This window comes from Noviherbaspirillum aerium, assembly GCF_008929045.1.
Lineage (GTDB): Bacteria > Pseudomonadota > Gammaproteobacteria > Burkholderiales > Burkholderiaceae_D > Noviherbaspirillum > Noviherbaspirillum aerium.
Genome location: NZ_VFAH01000004.1, coordinates 273,921 through 292,729, shown reverse-complemented (window position 1 = coordinate 292,729; position 18,809 = coordinate 273,921). Strand labels below are relative to the sequence as shown.

Below are 18,809 nucleotides of genomic sequence, written 5' to 3'. Positions count from 1 at the left end.
GCTTTGCCGACAACGGAACGTAGAACCTTTGATTTCCAGCGATATATTTCCCGACACTCTTAAGCCTCGCTTAATAAAGCATTACGAAAATAAAAGTATGCTCAGGACCAAGTTCGTTACCTGGCTGCGATCAAGCAATCCTTGCAAAAAAGAAGCTTCGCGTCTATCCGTTGGCCAGATGAAATTGAAACTCTATAAGGCCCACGGCGCCGTAGTCGCGCATGGTGACCTGGCGTTGGAGAAAGGCCAGTGTGTCAATCGCTCCAGCCTGATGGAACAAATGAAAGGAACATTGGATGTAGGAAAAAGCTCCAATATTCGAGATGGGCGAAAAGCTACAGTTTCATATGAATGCCGTGGAGACCACTATGCGGGTATTACTCGTCGAGGACGACGCAATGATCGGCGAAAGCGTAAAGGCATCGCTCATGCGGGACAACTATATCGTGGACTGGGTACGCGATGGGAGAATGGTGGAAACGGCGGTATCCACCGAGCATTTCGATCTGGTTCTACTGGATCTCGGGCTGCCCGGCAAGCATGGTCTGGAAATCCTTGAAAATATACGGCAGAAGAAGAATAGTGTTCCTGTTATCGTCGTTACCGCCAGGGACGCGGTTGACGATCGCATCAGGGGTCTTGATGCAGGGGCGGACGACTATGTCATGAAGCCATTCGAGATGGAGGAGCTGAGCGCTCGAATCAGGTCGGCATTGCGCCGTAGCAGCGGAAGAGCTGAACCCGACATCACCCTTGAAGGCATACGGCTCTCTCCGGCATCGAGGCAGATCTGGCGCGATGACGAACCGGTTTACCTTTCCGGAAAGGAGTACGCCGTTGTAGAGGCTCTCATGCTGCGACCCGGAAATATTCTATCGAAAGCACAGTTGGAAGAGCGGATGTATGGTTGGGGCGATGAAGTGGAAAGCAATGCCCTGGAGGTTCATATCCACTCGATACGGCGAAAGTTGGGCAGCGAGTTTATCAAGAATGTGCGGGGAGTGGGGTATTTCATACCGAAGCCGAAATGCAGCTCCTGACCTCGCTTCGCGCGCAACTCTTTCTGTTCCTGATACTCGCCGCCATGGCAACTGCGGGTGCCATAGGAGTTCTTGCGTATAACGAAACGCTCGAGCAGAGCAAGCGCCTGTTCGATTACCAGCTGCGCCAGACAGCGCTCTCCCTGCGTGATCAGGGCATGGTCGACGACTGGCAACCGGATTTCATCGACGATGAAAAGAATGACGTCATCGTTCAGATCTGGACGATCAACGGCAATGTGCTTTACGCCTCGCATCCCGGGCTTCCTTTGCCGGCACAAGTAAAGATGGGGTTTGAAAACGTGCAAGCAGGGCCGCAGCAATGGCGTGTCTACAGCATGAAGGGCCGCGACCGCATCATTCAGGTTGCCCAACCCTATCAGATCCGGCATGACTTGGCCGCCAGCGCGGCCTTCCACAGTCTGCGTCCGCTGATTGCATTTGCGCCGTTGATGGCGCTGCTTGTATGGCTCACCGTCGGAAAGGCGCTGCGCCCGCTAGGACGTCTGGAAAGGGAGGTGACCTCCCGGGGAGCGCGATCGCTCAATCCTGTTTCCGAGGAAGGGCTTCCCAGCGAGATCATTCCTGTCGTGCATGCACTCAATGCGCTTCTCACCAAGCTCAAAGAGGCTTTCGCTGGACAAAGGGCGTTTGTCGCCGATGCCGCGCATGAACTCAGATCGCCTTTAACCGCGCTGAAGATACAACTTCACCTTCTTGAAAGCGCCAAGGATGAGGTGGAAAAGAAGGTTGCGCTGCGCAACCTGAACGAAGGGGTGGACCGGGCAAGCCGCATGATTGAACAGCTGCTCACCGCCGCCCGTACGGAATACAGCGAAGCGACCTATCAGGAAGTGCCTGTCGATGTTGTCGAAATGATGCGCAGGGTGATCGCGGATCTGTTTTCCCTTGCTCAAAGCCGCAACATCGATCTTGGCCTGGAAGCGCCGGAAGCATTGACGGTGCCAGGTGACACCGGACAAATCTATATCTTGATACGCAATCTGATTGACAATGCGATCCGATACACTCCCGAAAATGGAAGCGTTCAAGCAAGAATAGAAAAGAAAGAAGACCATGCCTGTCTTACGATTGACGACAGCGGTCCGGGCATTCCTCCTGACGAGCGGAAACGGGTATTCCGGCGATTTTATCGAGGTCAGGGCACTTCGCAAGGCGGCAATGGCTTGGGCCTGGCTATCGTCAAGAATATCGTCGTGCAGCATCAGGCGACAATCGAGTTCGATGACTCGGTGCTGGGCGGTTTGCATGTACGGGTCTGCATGCGGCTGGGATCTGGCGTTCCTCGTCACACCAGCGGAAACGCTCAACGAAATCTGCACGCCGATCATGCCGGGTAACCAAGGCATGGGCATGAAAACAGCCTGTTAATTTTGTCTTAATTCAGCTGCCTTATTCTCTTGAGTGCCGGGATGACTGATTGCCTGTATGGAGGGAACATCATACGTCTCAAGGCACTATCCCCATACGAGGTGGAATCCCTGCGACAGGTCCGATAGAAGAGTATAGAAGCCCCGGCCGCGCCAGACGAGGCGATTCCGCCCATCGCCGCAACAAATTCAGTGAGATGGGAGACCGTTCCGGGCGGTCGCCGCGGGCATCACGCAGGAGCGATCATGTATATCCAAGACACGCGTAGAACCATGCTTTCCAGGCTGGCATTAGCTTCTGCCGCCTCGCTATTCAGCGCAGGCTGGTCAGCCGGCGTATATGCCGCAGAGCCGGAAACTTTTGAAAAGGCGAGGATAAACCTCGCTGAAACGGGTGTCGGACCCTCGGCCCGTAGAGAAACCATCAAGGAAGATATTCCGCTGCGCACGCCGGCATCGCCGCGCGGTGTTCTACCGACTGCAAGCCTCGCCGAAGGATCGTCGTCTTCCTATCTCCTGATGCCTGCCGAAGCACTGGAACAGCAACCAGCGGTAAAGACAGGCTGCTGGGCGCGCATCTATGATGACCGCAACTTCAGCGGCGGTGCGCTTACGTTGAGCGGTCCCTTGTCGATGCCTACCATGCTAGGCCCATTTGGCATCAACTGGAAAAATCGGGTGCGGAGCATCGAGGTCGGCAAAAACGCCGCAGTGACGGTTTATGACAATATGGATTTCAAACAGCAAATAACCTCATTCAGTCCTGGCGAAAGGATCCCTGATCTCAGCAAGAAGATGGGTTACTTCGACGATTTTTCTTCGCTAAGAATCTCTTGTAAAGTTTGAAGCGGCTACCAGCTGATCGGGCCCGGAGTGGATATTCGCGGTTATCGCATTCTCAGGACCGCACAACTGACCGCACAACTGCGTCCTTATGCGGAACAACATGCGTTGTCCCGCACGTTATGCAAGTTCAATGAGCCGTAGCGCCGGTCCCCATGTTCTGCTGCTGTCGCCCGGATCCTCCGGCCATGCGCCTGCACTCGCCGGCGCAACTGCGGCATGCTTGTGCGCATTCCTGGCAATGCCCCATCTGATGCTGCCCGCATTCATCTCCGCAAGCTTCACACACGTCCGCGCAAAGCTGGCAAAGCGCTGATGCCATCTCGCTTCCGCGTGCCATGTATGCAGCTGACATGCGGCAGATCTCTGCACAGTCCATGTCAAGCGCGATGCAACGCGCCATCATTTTTACGTCCTGCTCCTGAAGACAAGCTGCAGCGCAGCGGTCACATGCCGCAGCGCAGGCATAGCATGCCTCGATATAAGACTGGAATTGCCGGTTTGTCATGATTTGCTCCTTTGAATCGGAAAGACCCAGGGTCGCTATTCAGAAAATCGAGGTGATTGTGGCGAGACGCCCCTCAGAGAATAGTGATTCCTCATTAAGCCAAAATTAAGGCGACCATCGCAGTTCCTGTACCAATCGCAGACATGGAAATTGGAGAGTCCGCAAGACAGCGACTGTTCATGCCGTCGTGTATCGGCAATGATGGGTTAACGAAAACTTGTCCGGTACATGATGAGGTGATGCTGCTTCCATACTCGACTGGATGCGAAACTTAATCTTCGTTTAAGTTTCGCTCTATAGGCTGCTAGAGCGCTTTCTTTCTGACCCGATCAAGCAAGGCTGGAATAAGGCGCTTATGAGATAAGGCGTGATGACTTGGCATGGCGGGCGCAACGCCTCGTTATATCGCCGGATAGCCGAATAGGCAGCCAAGTGTTGCCGCTGGAACCGAATGCCACTCCAGGCGCGTGAAGTCCGCTCCTTGAATCATTTCCTGGTACATGACGCGAAAAGTTGAAGAGGTGTTTCGGTGTTCAAACAAACGGCGGGAGGAGTGGCGGAGCGGTATTCTGCTTCGGAAGGTCCGTCAAGCCTTACGTATTCGTAAAAGAGCGTTCATGCAAGGCGTTCAGTAAAGGAGTTCAACCATGACAAAAAGATTCGGTATGGTCTTCGCAATGACGTTTTTCTGCGCAGCGTCCGCGTTCTCGCAAGACAAGACGGTGATCAATAACTGCCGGATTCGTCCCGGCACTCTATGTGCCGATATGAACCTGAATTCAGTGGACCTGAGCAAGGCCGACTTATCGAATGCGCAGTTTTCAGGTTCAAACATGGAGGGCGCAAACCTGGCAGGCACAGTCCTGACCGCGGCTAATCTGACCCGTGCGGACCTTACGCGCGCCAATCTGCGCAAGGCGAATCTGAGCAATGCCGATCTCAGGGCGGCCAATCTGACAAATGCAATGCTTGGCGGGGCGAATCTGAGCAATGCCAACTTCGAAAACCTGATTGGAACCAATGGAGATTTTACGGATGCGGTCATGGCCGGCGTGGATCTTGCAGGCGCAGAAATGCGGGACGCGAAGCTTGAGGGCGCGGATGCGCGACGGGCCAATTTCCGTTCGGCGAACTTGAGCGGTGCAGACTTCAGAGGGGCAAATCTGGAAGGCGCGAACTTCACCCGCGCTACGCTACGCAATGCCAACCTGAGTAAAGCCAAATTGCACGGTGCGACGTTCACGGGGGCCGATATGGCAGGATGTACTGGATGCCCCGCATCGCCGAGCCAGGCTCCGCGCTAACCAAATCGCCATTTGGACGAGCCGGAAACATGTTTTCCGCTTGTCCTGATGCTGTGCAGGAATTGCGAAAGACGGTGCAGAACTTTTCAACGAACGGGCAAACGCATGAACTTCCATTGGTCCGAAGCGACACAATCAGTGCAGGCGATGGCAAATGGATTCATTGAACGCCTTCCTCATTTCGCCATTGCCATCGCAGTGTTTGTCTTGTTTGTGGCTGCCGGCCAGATCGTGCGCAAAGCCATACGCACCTTCTCCGAGAACCACCGCAAGCATCGCAATCTCGGTATGGTATTCGGGCGGCTTGGCTATGGCATCAGCATCTTCATCGGCCTGCTGATCGCCCTTGTGATTGCCATACCGGGCTTTACGCCGGGGCAGCTGGTCAACCTTCTTGGCCTGTCGAGCGTGGCGATCGGCTTTGCGTTTCGCGATATCCTGCAGAATTTCCTGGCAGGGATCCTGATCCTGCTGACCCAGCCGTTTCGCATCGGGGACCAGATCATACTTTCGTCCTTTGAAGGAACTGTGGAAAACATCGAAACCCGCGCCACTTTTCTGCGCACCTATGATGGACGGCGCATTGTCATTCCCAACTCGGAACTGTTCACAAATGCGGTAACGGTCAATACCGCTTATGAGAAGCGCAGGCTTGAGTACGATATCGGCATCGGTTACGGTGACGATATCGCCAATGCCAAGCGAATCATCATGGAGTCAATCAAGGGCATTCCAGATGTGCTCGATGATCCCGCTCCTGACGTGCTTGTCGTCGACCTTGCGGAGAGTTCGGTCAATCTCCGCGTACGCTGGTGGGTACATCCGCCGCGGCAAATGGATGTGCTGAATGTACGGGATGCGGTATTGGAAGCAGTCAAGAACGCATTGATGGCAGGCGGTGTCGATCTGCCGTTCCCGACGACGCAGATCCTGTTCCACGACCAGACCGAGGAAACTGACGGCGACCGCGCACGCCAGAGGGAAGGGTGGCCGGCAGGCCGCAATGCCGCACCGGAACCGGCGCGCATCAGCAAGATCCTGTCAGCCATGGCCGAACGTCGGGAACGCCCGAGAGGAGGCTCCGGTGCAGACGGGCCGAAGCACTGATGATGCCTTCGCTGAAGTGTCGATGGATGCAGTCTTGCGCACTGTCGGTGGCAACTGCCTGAAAGGCGGTGCGAAGATGCCTCGCGTTGGCATCTTCGCTTCCGACAATGCGAACGCGCCGCTTATACCACGGCGCAAATCAGAAGAGCGGCAGACGAGCGACTGTAGACAACCGCGCGTTGATGTTCCACTATTTGGCCGAACCCGAGCCGGCGGAAGAACCCTGGCTGCCGGTATCGGTCTTCCCCTTGCTCGCCGAGCCACCGCTGCTGCCGGCCCCGCCCAGATCCACGGTGTTGGCGCCCGGGCGGCCTGTCACCGCAGCGCTTCCCGTCATCGACGATTTGCCGCTGTCCGCGTTGCCTGCCGTTCCTGAGCCGCCGCTCGATGTGCCGCCCGTCGTTTGCGACTTGCCGCTGGCGGCCTGGAGCTGCAAGCCGGTCAGCATCGCTTCGTTGGTCTGCAACAGCGCTTGATTAATCTGTTTAACAGCGTCATTGCGCGCTTTTCCCGGCGGCTGGTTGGCGAGAGCATCCGCCGCCGAGTAAAGGCGGTCACTGGCGGTTTTCATTTTGTCGAGCGATTTCTTGTAATGGCTTTCATCGGCATTCGCCGTCAGCAGTTCCGGAGGCAGTGCCGCCATGGCGCTTTGCACGCGGAGCAGTGCCTCATTCCCTTCCCTGATGGCGGCAGAGCGCTTTTCGCCGGCCGGCATGCGGGCGAGCGTTTGAATCGACTCGCGCAAGGCTTGCGCCGCCCCGCGCAGGTTCTGGATCGCCTTGTCATCCTCGGCGGTATCGGCGCGCGATCCGGCCGGCACGCTGGATTTTCCCGCCTGGCTTGATGTGCCGGTGTTGCCGGACGTGGCTGCCGGACCGGTATGACCGGTGGTCGTTTGCGCATTCGCGATGGGGTAGGCGCTCGCCAGGGCCGCCGTCAGCAAAGCCGCAAGAATGTGGTGTTGTGTATTCAGCTTCAAGATGACCTCCGTATGTTTGGATGATCCGCATGCTGTCTGCATGGCCGGAGAAACAAGGACAGTTTTCTCCAGACCATACGCATCTCTATCTGCCGTAGCCAGGTTTATGCGATCAGTGCATCCGGATCAGGGGTTGTCCATGGCGTTGAGTCTATGGCGCTTTAATTAAGCGTAAATTAAATGCCGGCGGCGATTGCACGGCAGCAGAAGGGGGCAAGCTGCGCTTGATGCCGCGTGTGTTTTCGATAACGGTCAAGTCCATGGACTGATCCGGCATCTGCGGCATGCAGATTTCGTGGCGGCCAGGAGATTTTGCTCGTCGACGTCAGACCGCAAGCAACAATGCCGCATAGGCCAAGGCTCCGAGCAGGAAGGCGCTGAATCGGCTTTGCCGCTCTTCTGGAAGCTCTTCCTTGAGCACATTCAGAATGATGCCTCCGGCGAGCGCGGCCACCAGCAGACTCTTCGCGAGCTCCGGCAACTCGATCACGCAGCCGACCATCCAGCCTGCCAGTACCGCAACGGCAAGCAGCCAGCGCCCCAAGGTTGCATATTGTTCCTTGTAGTGTTCCCGCAGGCCATAGTCGGTCACTAGAAAATGCAAGGCCATCGCAAAGAAGAAAAATCCAAGTTCGGATGCGGACTGCACATCGTTGACCAGCAGGTATCCCACCAGGGCGTTGTACACAAGGAAGGATGCAAGATGCAACCAGAAGACGCCGGCGGAAGGACGGTCGTTTCCATCGACATGCCGTTGACGGGCACGGGAGACCTTTGCGATCCGCTCCAGGCCGTAAAACACGATCAAGCCGAGAAGCGCGATCAGGTAGGCGTGATGCTCAAGAATCTGCAATGGGCTCGCGATGGCGTCTTCGATGATGGACTGGCCCCGTGCGAGTTCCGGGAGAATGTGCAGGAATACATATGACACCGATATGCCGCCCGCTGCGGAAAGCCAGATGCTGCGCGGAGTGCCTTCAAGGAAGCGCAGCTTGCCGGAAAAAAGGTGCACGATCATCAATCCTGATGTGGCGAGCAAGGTAGGTAGGAACATGGTTTGACCAGTATCGAGTATGTAAGGTGTTTTCGGTTTGACTTTACTGGCGATGCCGGAACATTTGGCGGCAGTACTGCGTTGTGGCTCCTTGCCGTGGCTTAGTCATGGCGCGTCGCCACGCCTCTGCCCGCGGACCGGCTTGCATGCCAGTCGGCTATGGCGGCGAAAACCAAGGCTTTGCGAAACCCTGCCTACGTCCTGCGCGCAAATCTTCTCGGCCTCGCCTAGTCCAGCCAAGCCGAAATCGCTCCGGCGCAAGGACGATCCTTGCAATCGGAAGCTTCCCAACTGGAATGCAGAAGAAGAAGCTCCGTCCGTGACGGCGCGATGCCGATGTCATGGACCATTCGTCAATGCACCGGGCGTTCCCGCCCCGTGAAGCGCTTTCGAGATCAATGCGAATTGGTTTGGCGCGGTAATCCGCGCGCGCGCATCTTCATGTACCCGCGCCAGCTGGGTGCGCAATCGTTCTCGGTGTGCCGGATTGCGGACATTGTCGGCAGCAAGTTGCAATGTGTCGACAAGTCGAACGTAGACCTCAATGTTATCGCCCGCGTTGCAGCGAAGCGGATCGAATACGTCGGACAGAAAGTCGTTAAACGTTCTGTCCGGCATTATGACTATTTCCTTTTCCGAGAGGTGTTCTGCCGCCGGCTTGTCTTTGGCGCCGAGGTCCCTGGAGCTGAGACGTATCACGACGGCGCCCAGATAATCAATGCACAGGAGTGCGGTGCTTGTGTCATTCACTCCAGGAGAGTTTGCCCGAAGTGCGATATCCACCAGCTGACGTATGCCGACGCCTATATCTTGCTCGACGGTACGATAGTGGCCGACGGTGTACAAGTCCTTGAATTCCCGCTGCATGCGACTGTCCGGCTCCCGGTCGCAAAGCGCGAGCGTGGTGTCTTCAATGACGAAATCTCCGACTTTCTTGATGAACTGTACCGTGACCCCATGCCTGTCGGCGAAGGCGGCGACGCCTTTCCTGTCTACCGTGCGCAGATAGCCGGTATGGGCGGCATTGACCTGGTGGCAATCGCGGCAGGAGAAGGTGGCGCCAGCGGATTTGGGCCGGCTTTCCTTCTGGGAAAGTTCAGGATAGGTTGCATCGATCGCCCGTATCGTTTCCTCGGCCACGTTGGAGACAATGAACGAGGCTTGAATCGATGAAGCAATATGGTGGATATAGTAGACGAGCATGCCCACGCCCAGCACGGCCAATACCAGGGAAAAGGTGACAGCCAGCGAAGGAATGAAGGTTTCATCTCCGCCGTGGATGGAGCGCAGGACTACCAGGCAATAGACAAAGATGCCGAGGAACACGCCCAGTACCCACTGGGTCGGGCGGCTCGCCATGAACGTCCGTATTACCGCCGGCGTGTATTGGGTAGCAGCGGTGGACAATACCAAAACGGTGATGGAGAAGGTCAGGGTGGCGACGCTGACCATCGCGCCTGCGATGGTTTGCAGGGTGCTTCGCGCGCCCTCGGCGCCCGCGCCGAAAAGCCGTGGCCACTGCGCCAGGGCATCGTGGCCCAGGGTGGCATCAAATTCCACCAGCAAGGCAGCAAGGAATATGGCCAGGGTCACCAGTATCGCGGGCACGAACCACAGGCCATGCCGTATATCCTGGAGTCCTTGCAATAGCTTCAACATCTGGTCTCCTTTGCAGATCGGTAAAGACATGGGCAGGCGACGCGCGGGGAATCGATGTTCGCGGGCTCACTGCACTTTCTGTGTCGCCCGAAGCGATGATATGCGTGCTGCTTGCTATTCCAGATTAGCGCCTGCAAGGAAGTCCATCATCCGTGCTGCGACGGGTATTCAGGTACGGTTAACGTTCGATCCAACAGTGATGGCACAGTGAGCAGTGCGATCGTGTTGCATGCCTTACTGAAGGCGGGGATCTCCGTGGAGCGATTGCTCATCCATACCCGTGCATTTTTCATACCAAGACTTGCAGTCCATGACTCGGCAGCGCAAGTACCTCCGCCTGCATCGAATACCAATCCCGAGCCAGACGATGCCGCGAGACCGCGTCTTTTTCCACCTGGCCGCGCCTGCAACCTCGGCTTCGCCAGTCGAAAAAACATCGATTTCATTTGGCGCGTGATGAGTCCAGATCGGCACAAGGCGCCTAGCGGACGATGGCAATGACAGGCGGATTCATTTGTAAAGATTTCTTTTCTTTGTAATTCATAGTTAACGCATGTATGTTTTGCCAATGGCGCCCTGTCGTCTTGCATCGGTTTTACGGACATCGCTTCATTGCACGAGCCGTGCATTGCGCGACGCGCATCCGTCATAATCAGCACGACCGTGCTTTTATTGTAAGATGGCTCTCCATGGTTCTGCACGCGGGTGCACGCCACGTCCAACCGGAGAGGAGCATGCAAGCACAATACAAGCTCTATGGCGCTGATATCAGCTATTTCACTGGCAAGGTGCGGGCCTATCTGCGCTGGAAAGGCCTGGCGTTCGAGGAGATCCAGGCCGACGCGAGGGTCTTCAAGGAAGTCATCGTTCCACGAGTCGGCTTTCCTGTCATTCCGGTGTTGATCGCACCGGACAACAGCTGCCTGCAAGACAGTACCGATATCATCGACGCCCTGGAGGCGCGCCATGGCGGACCTTCCGTATATCCTTCCACGCCATGCCAGCGGCTCGCCGCCCTGTTGCTTGAAACCTTTGGTGACGAATGGCTGGTGATACCTGCCATGCATTATCGCTGGCACCATAACAAAGAGTGGGCGATCCGGGCGTTCGGCGCGCTCAACGCACCTGATGCGCCTCCGGAACAGCAGTTCGAGATTGGCCAGCGTCGCGCCGAGCCTTTTTCCAAAGCCGCCGTGCTGCTCGGCGCTGAACCGCACATGCATGCGGCTGTGGAAGCCTCCTATGAAAAGCTTCTGGCAGAACTATCGTCCCATTTCCGGGAGTACCCGTTTCTATTCGGGGATCGACCGTCAATCGGTGATTTCGGACTCATCGGTCCGCTCTACGCTCATCAGTATCGGGACCCGGCGACCGGGGAACATATGAAACGGCATGCGCCGGATGTGGCGGAGTGGGTCAGGCGCATGCAGCACCCGGAACCTCTGAGTGGACAGTTTCTGCAAAACGACCATGTGCCGGCAACCCTCTTTCCAATCCTGCGGCGCATGTTTGCCGAACAGCTTCCCGTACTTGCCGACTCGGCGAAGAAAGTTCGGGACTGGATGGCGGCTCATCCCGGGGAGACATTGCCGCGTTCAATAGGCATGCATTCATTTGCGCTGGAAGGTAGCCAGGGCAAGCGCATTATCCGGCCCTACAGCCTGTGGATGCTGCAGCGTGCGCGTCATTATTATCAGGCGCTTGACGTTGAAAGCAGGGCGGCGGCGGATCGGATGCTGAGAGCGGCGGGCGGTGACGCCTTCATCACCTTTGACGATCCGCCGCCTTTGGCGCGCGCCGGGTTGAGCGTGAGACCTGCATAAGGTGCCGGCAAGCGATGCGGCTGTAGCGGGTTTCTGGCGCGCAGCCCTACGTATGCGGCCCCGTGGCCGCGTCGAAGGCCTGGACAGCGATTGCGCGGACCGAGTCCTCGCAGAAAAGGCATAGGTGCGCGCAAGCGCCGTACCGGCCTCATTGACCGCTTTGGCCATGTTGCCTGCTTTGCGATGCGCCTTCGCTGCCGTCGCCGCCATTCGTCATGGTCGCCAGTTCATTTTTGGCGTATGCCAGGTCGGCTTGCAAGCGGCTTCTCGCATTTTTCATGCAATCCTTCCTGTCATGCGAGGCCATCGATTTGCAGCCCCCGCTCGCCTCATTAAAGGCTGCATATGCCTCCCTCCGAGCATTCTTGTACTGCGCTTGGGGGCTGGGTATGGGAAGCATCTGGCGGGCGCGGTTATACAGTTGCGATGCATAGGCAAGATCATTCTGAAAGTTCTGCTGCGCCTCGCCCATGCATGGCTCTCTCGCGCCGGGTGCCAGACTCCTGCAGGCTTTTAGCGCATCGGCATAGGCGGCACGTGCTTCGCGTCTCGACAGCTGGTACTGGGCCATCGGGCCGCTTTCCTGTACCGGCTGCCCTGCTTGTGCTTTCGCCTGTGTCTTGGCAGGCATGGATGAATCGGCGTTCGCCATCGTGGAAATGCCGAGAGCGATCGCTAACGGAAGGAACATGCACAGGTGGCGACTAGTGCGGGTCATGATGGCTCCTTTCATGGACGGACGAAGTCGATATGGACCAACTGGTAAAGCGTGCGCGGCAAAATCCTGTTCTGCCTACGGGCTTAGATGGATGCCTTGCCATGGAGTTTCGGGTTATATGAACAACGGCCCCCATCTTAATTTTCGCTTAATTCTGTTATCCCATAATTCCTATACTGTCTTTTGAGTGAAGCAGTCTTGAAGTTGAAGGCATTCGTCTTTTCGCCGCTGATGAGCCGGGCCGGATCTTCATGTACCTCCTTTCTTTGCCCCGTGGGATAGCGGGGCTTTTTTTGTCTGTCGCCATGACATCGAGTCCGTTCAGGATGTAACTGCCGAAGGTTCCACCGGTCGAATTCCCTTCGCAGGCTGGGCGTGATGCAGGATGGCATGCGAATGAAAAGGCGAACGCGGCACGCATCGGCAAGCCCCTATGAACCAGCCATCTGGCAGACTATCAGCATGGCGGGCAGAACCCTATTCATCCCAGCGCATCCGCTGCGGACTCCTAAGCAACTTCGAGCTTAATTTTCGCTTAACTCTCGGTCAGTAAGCTTCTTCCATACGCTTTTGGACGGTCTTGCGCAGCGGTTGGCACAGACAAAGCACATCACGCTCGGGATTGGCGCCGCAGCGCTTTTGCAATCAATTCCATAGGAGTAATGAGCATGAAATCGGATAAAAGAACTTGGATAAACGTCGCTTGCGCAGTGGCGATCGCCGCGCCGGCCGCATTTGCCTTTGCTGCGTCGGACACACCGGCGTCGGGTGCATCAATGGGTGAGACCCGGCCGATGCTGTCGGACACGCAGCAGCAAGTCGCGTCCGCGACCCGCGTTGTGGAAAAGCTCGAGTCTGAACCGCAGATCAGGGACCTGCTCGGCAAGGCCAAAGGCATATTCATCGTGCCGACCTATGCGCGTGGCGGATGGGGCATCGGCGCACGCGGCGGCGAAGGCGTCATGCTGGTCAACAAAGACGGGCAATGGAGTTCTCCCGTGTTCTATAACTACGGCGGCTTGAGTACCGGCCTCCAGGCCGGCGTCGAAGTGGGGTCGATAGCGATGCTGCTGATGAACGATAAGGCAGTCAATGAATTCTCTAAAGAGAATAACTTTGCGCTCAATGCCGGCGCTGGCCTCACGATCGTCAACTATACAGGCAAGGCTCAGGCGGCTGCCGGCAACGGCGACGTGGTGGTCTGGTCCGATACCAAGGGCGCGTTTGCCAATGCCACCGTCGGCATTACCGATATTCATTACGACGATGGCGACAACCGCGAGTACTACCGGGCGCAGGTGTCGGCGAAGGACATCATTTCCGGAAAAACCGGCGGGTCCCGCGCCAAATCACTGAAGCAGGCTCTTTCCACTCAGGGATCGGGGCAAATGAAGTCGTCAGGCGATTCGGGAACCGGCGCGGTGGGCGCGTCATCCGCACCGGCGAAATAAGCGAAGAGCCAGGCGGGCGGCTGCAGGATAGCGCAGGCGATCCCATGTCCAACGGGCACCCGCGTCGACAACAACGGATGCGCCGCAGGCCACGATGACGAGAAACGGGGTCGTGCCTGCGGAACCCGTCGTCGACAATGCAGAATTGGTGTTAGTTATCCGGAGGTCTTATGTTCAAACCGACCTTGGCGGCACTTGCCGCATTCGCGACGATGATGAATGTCGCCGGCGCACAAACGCCGGCGACACTCACAGTCGTCGATGCCTTCGGCGGTGCGGGCCATCGGCCTGCCCTTGCCTCGAACAGCGCGGAGTCCCGCGGGGGCCGAACTGGGACCGATTCCGTGCAAAAGGCGCCTGAAAATGCCGACTCGATACCTGGGAAACCAGGGCCGGCCACAGCCGGCACACCGGCCGAGTGCCGTCCGTCCAGCGTGAACTGCCCGGTGGATGGTTCGAGCGGTTCGTCGGTAATTACGACGGACTCCATGCCCATCGGCACCAGCGGCGACCGCGACAGGACAATCAGCGAGTCGGACTATCCCACCAGCGTCGGTTCCGGTTCCATGGGAAGCGGAGCGACCGGGTCGCCAGCCGGTCCTGCACCCGGGCCTACGAACGGTATCGGGAGATAGTGCGTGTTCGCCGTCCCGCACTGGCGGTATGGGCATCTTTCTCGTGCTGATACTTGCATGTTTTCATGCCTGATTCTGCAGGCAGTTCAATGACCAAAGGAGCCCAAGTCATGAAGCAAGCTTATTTCTTATCCAGATTCGCCGGTATCGGCGCCATTGCGCTACTGTTCGCAGCGGGACCGTTGCAGGCTCGACCCACGCAGCCTGCAACGACGCATGACGGCCGCAGTAGCCAGACTACCGCAGCCAACAGCGCCGATATACGCAGTGAAACCAGCATGAATACGAGCGGCGCCTCCGAACCGCGCAGCGGAAAATTGACCGAGGGTGATCAGGAGATGATGCAGGACATTGCGCATGCCAACCTTGCGGAAATCGAAGTGGGCAAGATGGCCCTGGAAAAATCCCAGAACGAACAGTTACGCAAATTTGCGCAGCGCCTGATCGATGATCACACGAAAGCGAATAAAGAACTCGAAACACTGGCGAAGTCCAAAGGTGCCAGCTTGCCGAACGAGACCGATATCCAGCACAAGGCCATTGCCACGGCCTTGCAGGCGCTGTCCGGCGAGACGTTCGACAACCAGTTCATTCAGCGTGTCGGTGTCGGCGATCATCAGCGCACGCATGAATTGCTGCAGAAAACCCAAAAGACCGCCAAGGACAAGGATCTCAGGGCTTATGCGCAAAAAACCATGAAAGTCGTCGCCCAGCATCTCGCTGCGGCGAAAAAGATGGAGATCAAGAAATGAGAAGCACGCGGGGGAATTCCACCGCAGACGCACATCTGTAGCGGGCAGGCCATCGGGATTCCGGGGCGCCGTTCTTTACCGGCCGCGGCCCGGCGCGCCGCACGCCTTTCCTGCATTTCCACTGGTTTTGCATGATCATTCAATGGAGGCCTGATGAAAATTCTGCTTTGGCTGGTTGTCATTATCTTTCTGGTGGGACTGCTTGTCGTGAGCGGCGTGCTGAAGCTGATTTTTTAATCCCGCAAGGGTCCTGGCGCGGCAGCGGCATTGGAAAAGTGAAGTCCCGCATTGGAGCAGGCCGTCGGCCCGCCGGCTTGCTCGCTGCGAGCCATTGTCGGTTTGAACCGCCAATGGGTTTTTGAGGAGTCATCATGTTACATAGCCTTAAGGCGCTGGACGGATTCGCGATCATGACTTCGGAAGGCCTGATCGGTAAGGTCAAGGATATCTATTTTGACGATCATCAATGGGTTGTCCGGTACCTTGAAGTGAACACGGGAGGCTGGTTAAGCGGACGTCATGTTCTGATCTCGCCGGTTTCCGTGCTTGGCGTCGACTGGAACCGTCAGGAAGTCATGGTCAGGCTGAGCCGGGCGCAGGTAAAGGACAGTCCGGGCAGGGACACGGCAATGCCGGTTTCCCGCCAGGAGGAAGCCCTGATAGCGAATCACTACAGCTATCCCTACTACTGGTCGGGACCGTATATCTGGGGGGCAACCGCGATGCCAATGATGGTGAGCCCGGCGATGATCAATCCTCTGCCTGCCGAGGAACCGGGCAATGATGGACATCCTGCGCAGCCGGATGGGGATCCCCATTTGCGAAGCAAGGACGAGGTGGTCGGATACCGCATTGAAGCGTCTGATGACCAAATCGGGCATGTGGAGGATTTTCTCTTTGATGACCGCGACTGGTCGATTTCCCATATGATTGTCGATACGCGCAACTGGTGGCCGGGAAAACAGGTGCTCATTTCGCCAAGACGCATCCGGCAAGTGGACTGGGCGGAAAGACGCGTGGTGGTCGGTCTTTCCCGGGCGGAAGTCGAACAGAGTGCCGAATATCAGGAGAAGCATTCGCCATCGGCAAGATATGACGAAGTCTACCGTCATGCGAAGGGCTTTTCCGAAATGCCTCCGTTCACCCCGGCTGATGCCGTCGCGGGACAAGGGAGCCGCAGGCCATGATTTCGCGGCTGCGGTCGTTCGGCGGATGGACGCGCCGCTCAGATAAAGGATGGACGCCATGCAATTCACGATGTTTTGTTCCGCGAGGAAGTTGCTTGTCGCCTTGCTGCTCGCAACGCTCGGTTTGGGTTACGGCGGCAGAGCATCGGCAGCGGAAGCTCCCGATGCCCTCGTGCGTCGAATCAGCGGAGAGGTCATCAATATCGCCAAGACCGATGAAGCCATCCTGCGCGGCAACCAGCAGCGTGTCCTCGCCCTGGTAAGGCAGCATGTCCTTCCCCATATCGACTTCGAACGGATGACTTCCCTGGCGGTGGGCCGCTACTGGCGCGAGGCGACGCCGCAGCAGCGCGAGCGCCTGACGGAGGAGTTCCGCGACTTGCTGGTGCATGTGTATTCGGGCGCCATTGCCCAGGTCAAGGACAAGCAACTCGTGGTCAAGCCCTTGCGAGGAAATCCGCGCACCGGCGAAGTGATCGTGCAATCCGAAGTGATCCAGAAAGGCGGCGCTGAGCCGATTGAATTGAATTACCGGCTTGCCGACGGTCCGTCGGGCTGGAAAATCTATGATGTCAGCGTACTCGACGTGTGGCTGGTTCAATCTTATCGCAGCACTTTTGCCAATGAAATCGGCAGCGGGGGCATTGATGGCCTGATCAGGACGCTCGATGCGAAGAACGCCAAGCTTTCCGGCAAGGGCGGTGCGCCGTCGGGCGGGTCCTGACTTCCGCCCCTTGCCCGCGATTACCTGCCGGTGCAGTGATCTGCATTCCGGCAAAGCCGCTTGATAACGTTTGATCCGAAGAGAAAAGGGTGCTCATGTTCTTCGAGGACTGGGAAAACATCTGGCGAGTCGGCCTGATCGGCACGCTCGCCTATGCGGGACTGGTCTTCCTGTTGCGCATCAGCGGCAACAGGACGCTGTCGAAGATGAATTCCTTCGATCTCGTGGTGACCGTGGCTTTCGGCTCCACGTTATCCACGATTCTGATCAACCGCAACGTGACTCTTGCGGAAGGATTGGCGGCGGTTGCGCTGCTTGTCATTCTGCAATTCGTGATCACGTGGCTGTCGGTGCGGTCGAGGCGGGTCAACGGCATCGTGAAAACAACGCCGACGCTGCTGATGAACGACTCCGGATTTCTCGGCGATGCCATGAGATCGGTGCGCGTGACAGAGGATGAGATTCGCGCCGCCATCCGGCAGCACGGGATCGGGTCGCTCGATCAGGTAAGCGCGGTCATTCTGGAAACGGATGGCAGCCTCTCCGTCATCAGCCAGGAAAAGGCAGGCAATCTGTCCGCGCTGGAGGGAGTCAAAGGATCACGCAAGTCATAGGCATCAGCCTGTCTGTGCCACGCTGGCCGCGCCGGCCATTCTGGCCCATACGGCATTGACTTCCGCACCAAACAGCAAGACCGCAGAAGAAATTTGCAGGTAAAGCAGCAGCGCAATGCCGCTGCCTATGCTGCCGAACATGGCACTGTAGCTCGCAAAATTCTGCAAGTAGAACTTGAATGCCATTGTGGCGGCCACCCAGACCATGACGGAAATCACCGCGCCGGGCGAAACCAGGCGAAAGCGACGGCCGACGCCGGGAGCGATGTGATAGACCGCTGCCACGCCGGCCATCAGCAGACACACGCCGACCGGCCATCGCAGCCATGTCCATATCACCACAATCAATTGCTCAAGTCCCACGAAACTCGCCATCCAGCCGACCGCCTCCGGTCCGATCACCAGCATGCCCAGGCCTGCTGCGAGAAATACGGCAATGCCCACCGTGTAGGCTAACGACACCGCATAGTGCCGCCAACCCGGACGAACCGTCTTGCAGCCATAGGCGACGTTGAGCGCATTCATCATCGAGCGTGTTCCGCGTGACGCCAGCCACACGGAAAGCAATACGCCGAAGGATAACAATCCCCCTTGCGGCACGCGCAACTCGTTGAATGCCGACCGTATTCTTTCCATCGCTCCGGGCGAGAGCACCTGCCAGGCGGCTTGCTGCAGATAATCCAGCAGGACTGAAAGTTCAAAGAAGCTGAGCAATGCAATGAGGAAGATTGCGAATGGAAAAAACGAAAACAGGATGTGATAGGCGAGGGCGGACGCATACGTACTCATGTCGTCCCGGAGAAATTTTTTCAATGCCAGTCTGAGCACGGATGCAAACGCGCGCCCGCCAGTGGGCGATTGCCTATTAGGTGTCTGCATTAGCTTGCATTCAAGATGCTTGGGTTGTCCATCCGGGCTCAAGGACCATGCCTCGGCAGGGCGGAAGCCTGATCATCCTCCGCTTCGATTCCGGCGTGCAGGCGCTGCCGGACGCGTTTGTCCCGCGTAGACGGCGCAGCG

The 18,809-nt window shown here is 57.4% G+C and carries 19 protein-coding genes; 13 read left to right on the top strand and 6 right to left on the bottom strand.

Features of this window, described 5'->3' with window-relative positions:
• The first annotated feature begins 368 nt into the window (after window positions 1-368).
• From FH061_RS08895 to FH061_RS08885, 3 genes are all read left to right on the top strand, one after another.
• On the top strand, window positions 369-1,040 hold the full coding sequence (locus tag FH061_RS08895) for a response regulator (protein WP_151635098.1): 672 nt from the start codon (window positions 369-371) through the stop codon (window positions 1,038-1,040).
• Between the two features lie 338 nt (window positions 1,041-1,378).
• Window positions 1,379-2,401, top strand: a complete 1,023-nt coding sequence (locus FH061_RS08890; protein WP_404822433.1) for an ATP-binding protein — start codon at window positions 1,379-1,381, stop codon at window positions 2,399-2,401.
• Window positions 2,402-2,677: 276 nt separating this feature from the next.
• Complete coding sequence (locus FH061_RS08885; RefSeq protein WP_151635094.1) at window positions 2,678-3,277, top strand: beta/gamma crystallin domain-containing protein; 600 nt, start codon at window positions 2,678-2,680, stop codon at window positions 3,275-3,277.
• A 127-nt stretch (window positions 3,278-3,404) separates the two neighbouring features.
• Here the strand turns inward: FH061_RS08885 and FH061_RS08880 are convergent, their stop codons facing one another.
• The gene (locus tag FH061_RS08880) at window positions 3,405-3,782 is read right to left on the bottom strand and encodes a four-helix bundle copper-binding protein (protein ID WP_151635092.1); all 378 of its coding nucleotides are present in this window, start codon (window positions 3,780-3,782) and stop codon (window positions 3,405-3,407) included.
• Window positions 3,783-4,429: 647 nt separating this feature from the next.
• Here FH061_RS08880 and FH061_RS08875 point away from each other — a divergent pair.
• Both FH061_RS08875 and FH061_RS08870 read left to right on the top strand, forming a co-directional pair.
• A complete protein-coding gene (locus tag FH061_RS08875; RefSeq protein WP_151635090.1) occupies window positions 4,430-5,086 on the top strand; it encodes a pentapeptide repeat-containing protein in 657 nt (218 codons plus the stop codon).
• A gap of 105 nt (window positions 5,087-5,191) precedes the next feature.
• Window positions 5,192-6,193, top strand: coding sequence for a mechanosensitive ion channel family protein (locus tag FH061_RS08870; protein ID WP_151635088.1), 1,002 nt, complete (start codon window positions 5,192-5,194; stop codon window positions 6,191-6,193).
• 190 nt (window positions 6,194-6,383) lie between these two features.
• On the opposite strand, the gene FH061_RS08865 is transcribed toward FH061_RS08870, so the two are convergent.
• From FH061_RS08865 to FH061_RS08855, 3 genes are all read right to left on the bottom strand, one after another.
• Complete coding sequence (locus FH061_RS08865) at window positions 6,384-7,172, bottom strand: hypothetical protein (protein ID WP_151635086.1); 789 nt, start codon at window positions 7,170-7,172, stop codon at window positions 6,384-6,386.
• A gap of 325 nt (window positions 7,173-7,497) precedes the next feature.
• On the bottom strand, window positions 7,498-8,190 hold the full coding sequence (locus tag FH061_RS08860; RefSeq protein ID WP_404822435.1) for a hypothetical protein: 693 nt from the start codon (window positions 8,188-8,190) through the stop codon (window positions 7,498-7,500).
• Between the two features lie 375 nt (window positions 8,191-8,565).
• Window positions 8,566-9,885: a DUF2254 domain-containing protein gene (locus FH061_RS08855; RefSeq protein ID WP_192804971.1), complete on the bottom strand. Its 1,320-nt coding sequence runs from the start codon at window positions 9,883-9,885 to the stop codon at window positions 8,566-8,568.
• Between the two features lie 734 nt (window positions 9,886-10,619).
• Between FH061_RS08855 and FH061_RS08850 the strand changes: the two genes are divergently transcribed.
• On the top strand, window positions 10,620-11,708 hold the full coding sequence (locus FH061_RS08850; protein ID WP_151635080.1) for a glutathione S-transferase family protein: 1,089 nt from the start codon (window positions 10,620-10,622) through the stop codon (window positions 11,706-11,708).
• Between the two features lie 148 nt (window positions 11,709-11,856).
• Here the strand turns inward: FH061_RS08850 and FH061_RS08845 are convergent, their stop codons facing one another.
• Window positions 11,857-12,180, bottom strand: coding sequence for a hypothetical protein (locus FH061_RS08845; RefSeq protein WP_151635078.1), 324 nt, complete (start codon window positions 12,178-12,180; stop codon window positions 11,857-11,859).
• Window positions 12,181-13,094: 914 nt separating this feature from the next.
• On the opposite strand from FH061_RS08845, the gene FH061_RS08840 reads away from it, so the two are divergent.
• The 7 genes from FH061_RS08840 to FH061_RS08815 all read left to right on the top strand — a co-directional run bounded on the left by FH061_RS08840 (window position 13,095) and on the right by FH061_RS08815 (window position 17,789).
• The gene (locus tag FH061_RS08840) at window positions 13,095-13,877 is read left to right on the top strand and encodes a lipid-binding SYLF domain-containing protein (RefSeq protein ID WP_192804970.1); all 783 of its coding nucleotides are present in this window, start codon (window positions 13,095-13,097) and stop codon (window positions 13,875-13,877) included.
• Window positions 13,878-14,047: 170 nt separating this feature from the next.
• Complete coding sequence (locus tag FH061_RS08835) at window positions 14,048-14,512, top strand: hypothetical protein (RefSeq protein WP_151635075.1); 465 nt, start codon at window positions 14,048-14,050, stop codon at window positions 14,510-14,512.
• 110 nt (window positions 14,513-14,622) lie between these two features.
• On the top strand, window positions 14,623-15,264 hold the full coding sequence (locus tag FH061_RS08830; RefSeq protein ID WP_192804969.1) for a DUF4142 domain-containing protein: 642 nt from the start codon (window positions 14,623-14,625) through the stop codon (window positions 15,262-15,264).
• Window positions 15,265-15,417: 153 nt separating this feature from the next.
• On the top strand, window positions 15,418-15,501 hold the full coding sequence (locus FH061_RS31975; RefSeq protein ID WP_449866990.1) for a hypothetical protein: 84 nt from the start codon (window positions 15,418-15,420) through the stop codon (window positions 15,499-15,501).
• 134 nt (window positions 15,502-15,635) lie between these two features.
• Window positions 15,636-16,451, top strand: coding sequence for a PRC-barrel domain-containing protein (locus FH061_RS08825; protein ID WP_151635070.1), 816 nt, complete (start codon window positions 15,636-15,638; stop codon window positions 16,449-16,451).
• A gap of 58 nt (window positions 16,452-16,509) precedes the next feature.
• A complete protein-coding gene (locus FH061_RS08820; protein ID WP_318840970.1) occupies window positions 16,510-17,175 on the top strand; it encodes an MlaC/ttg2D family ABC transporter substrate-binding protein in 666 nt (221 codons plus the stop codon).
• A 95-nt stretch (window positions 17,176-17,270) separates the two neighbouring features.
• A complete protein-coding gene (locus FH061_RS08815) occupies window positions 17,271-17,789 on the top strand; it encodes a DUF421 domain-containing protein (RefSeq protein WP_151635068.1) in 519 nt (172 codons plus the stop codon).
• A 3-nt stretch (window positions 17,790-17,792) separates the two neighbouring features.
• Here the strand turns inward: FH061_RS08815 and FH061_RS08810 are convergent, their stop codons facing one another.
• Window positions 17,793-18,602: a YihY/virulence factor BrkB family protein gene (locus FH061_RS08810; protein WP_264158732.1), complete on the bottom strand. Its 810-nt coding sequence runs from the start codon at window positions 18,600-18,602 to the stop codon at window positions 17,793-17,795.
• Window positions 18,603-18,809 lie beyond the last annotated feature (207 nt).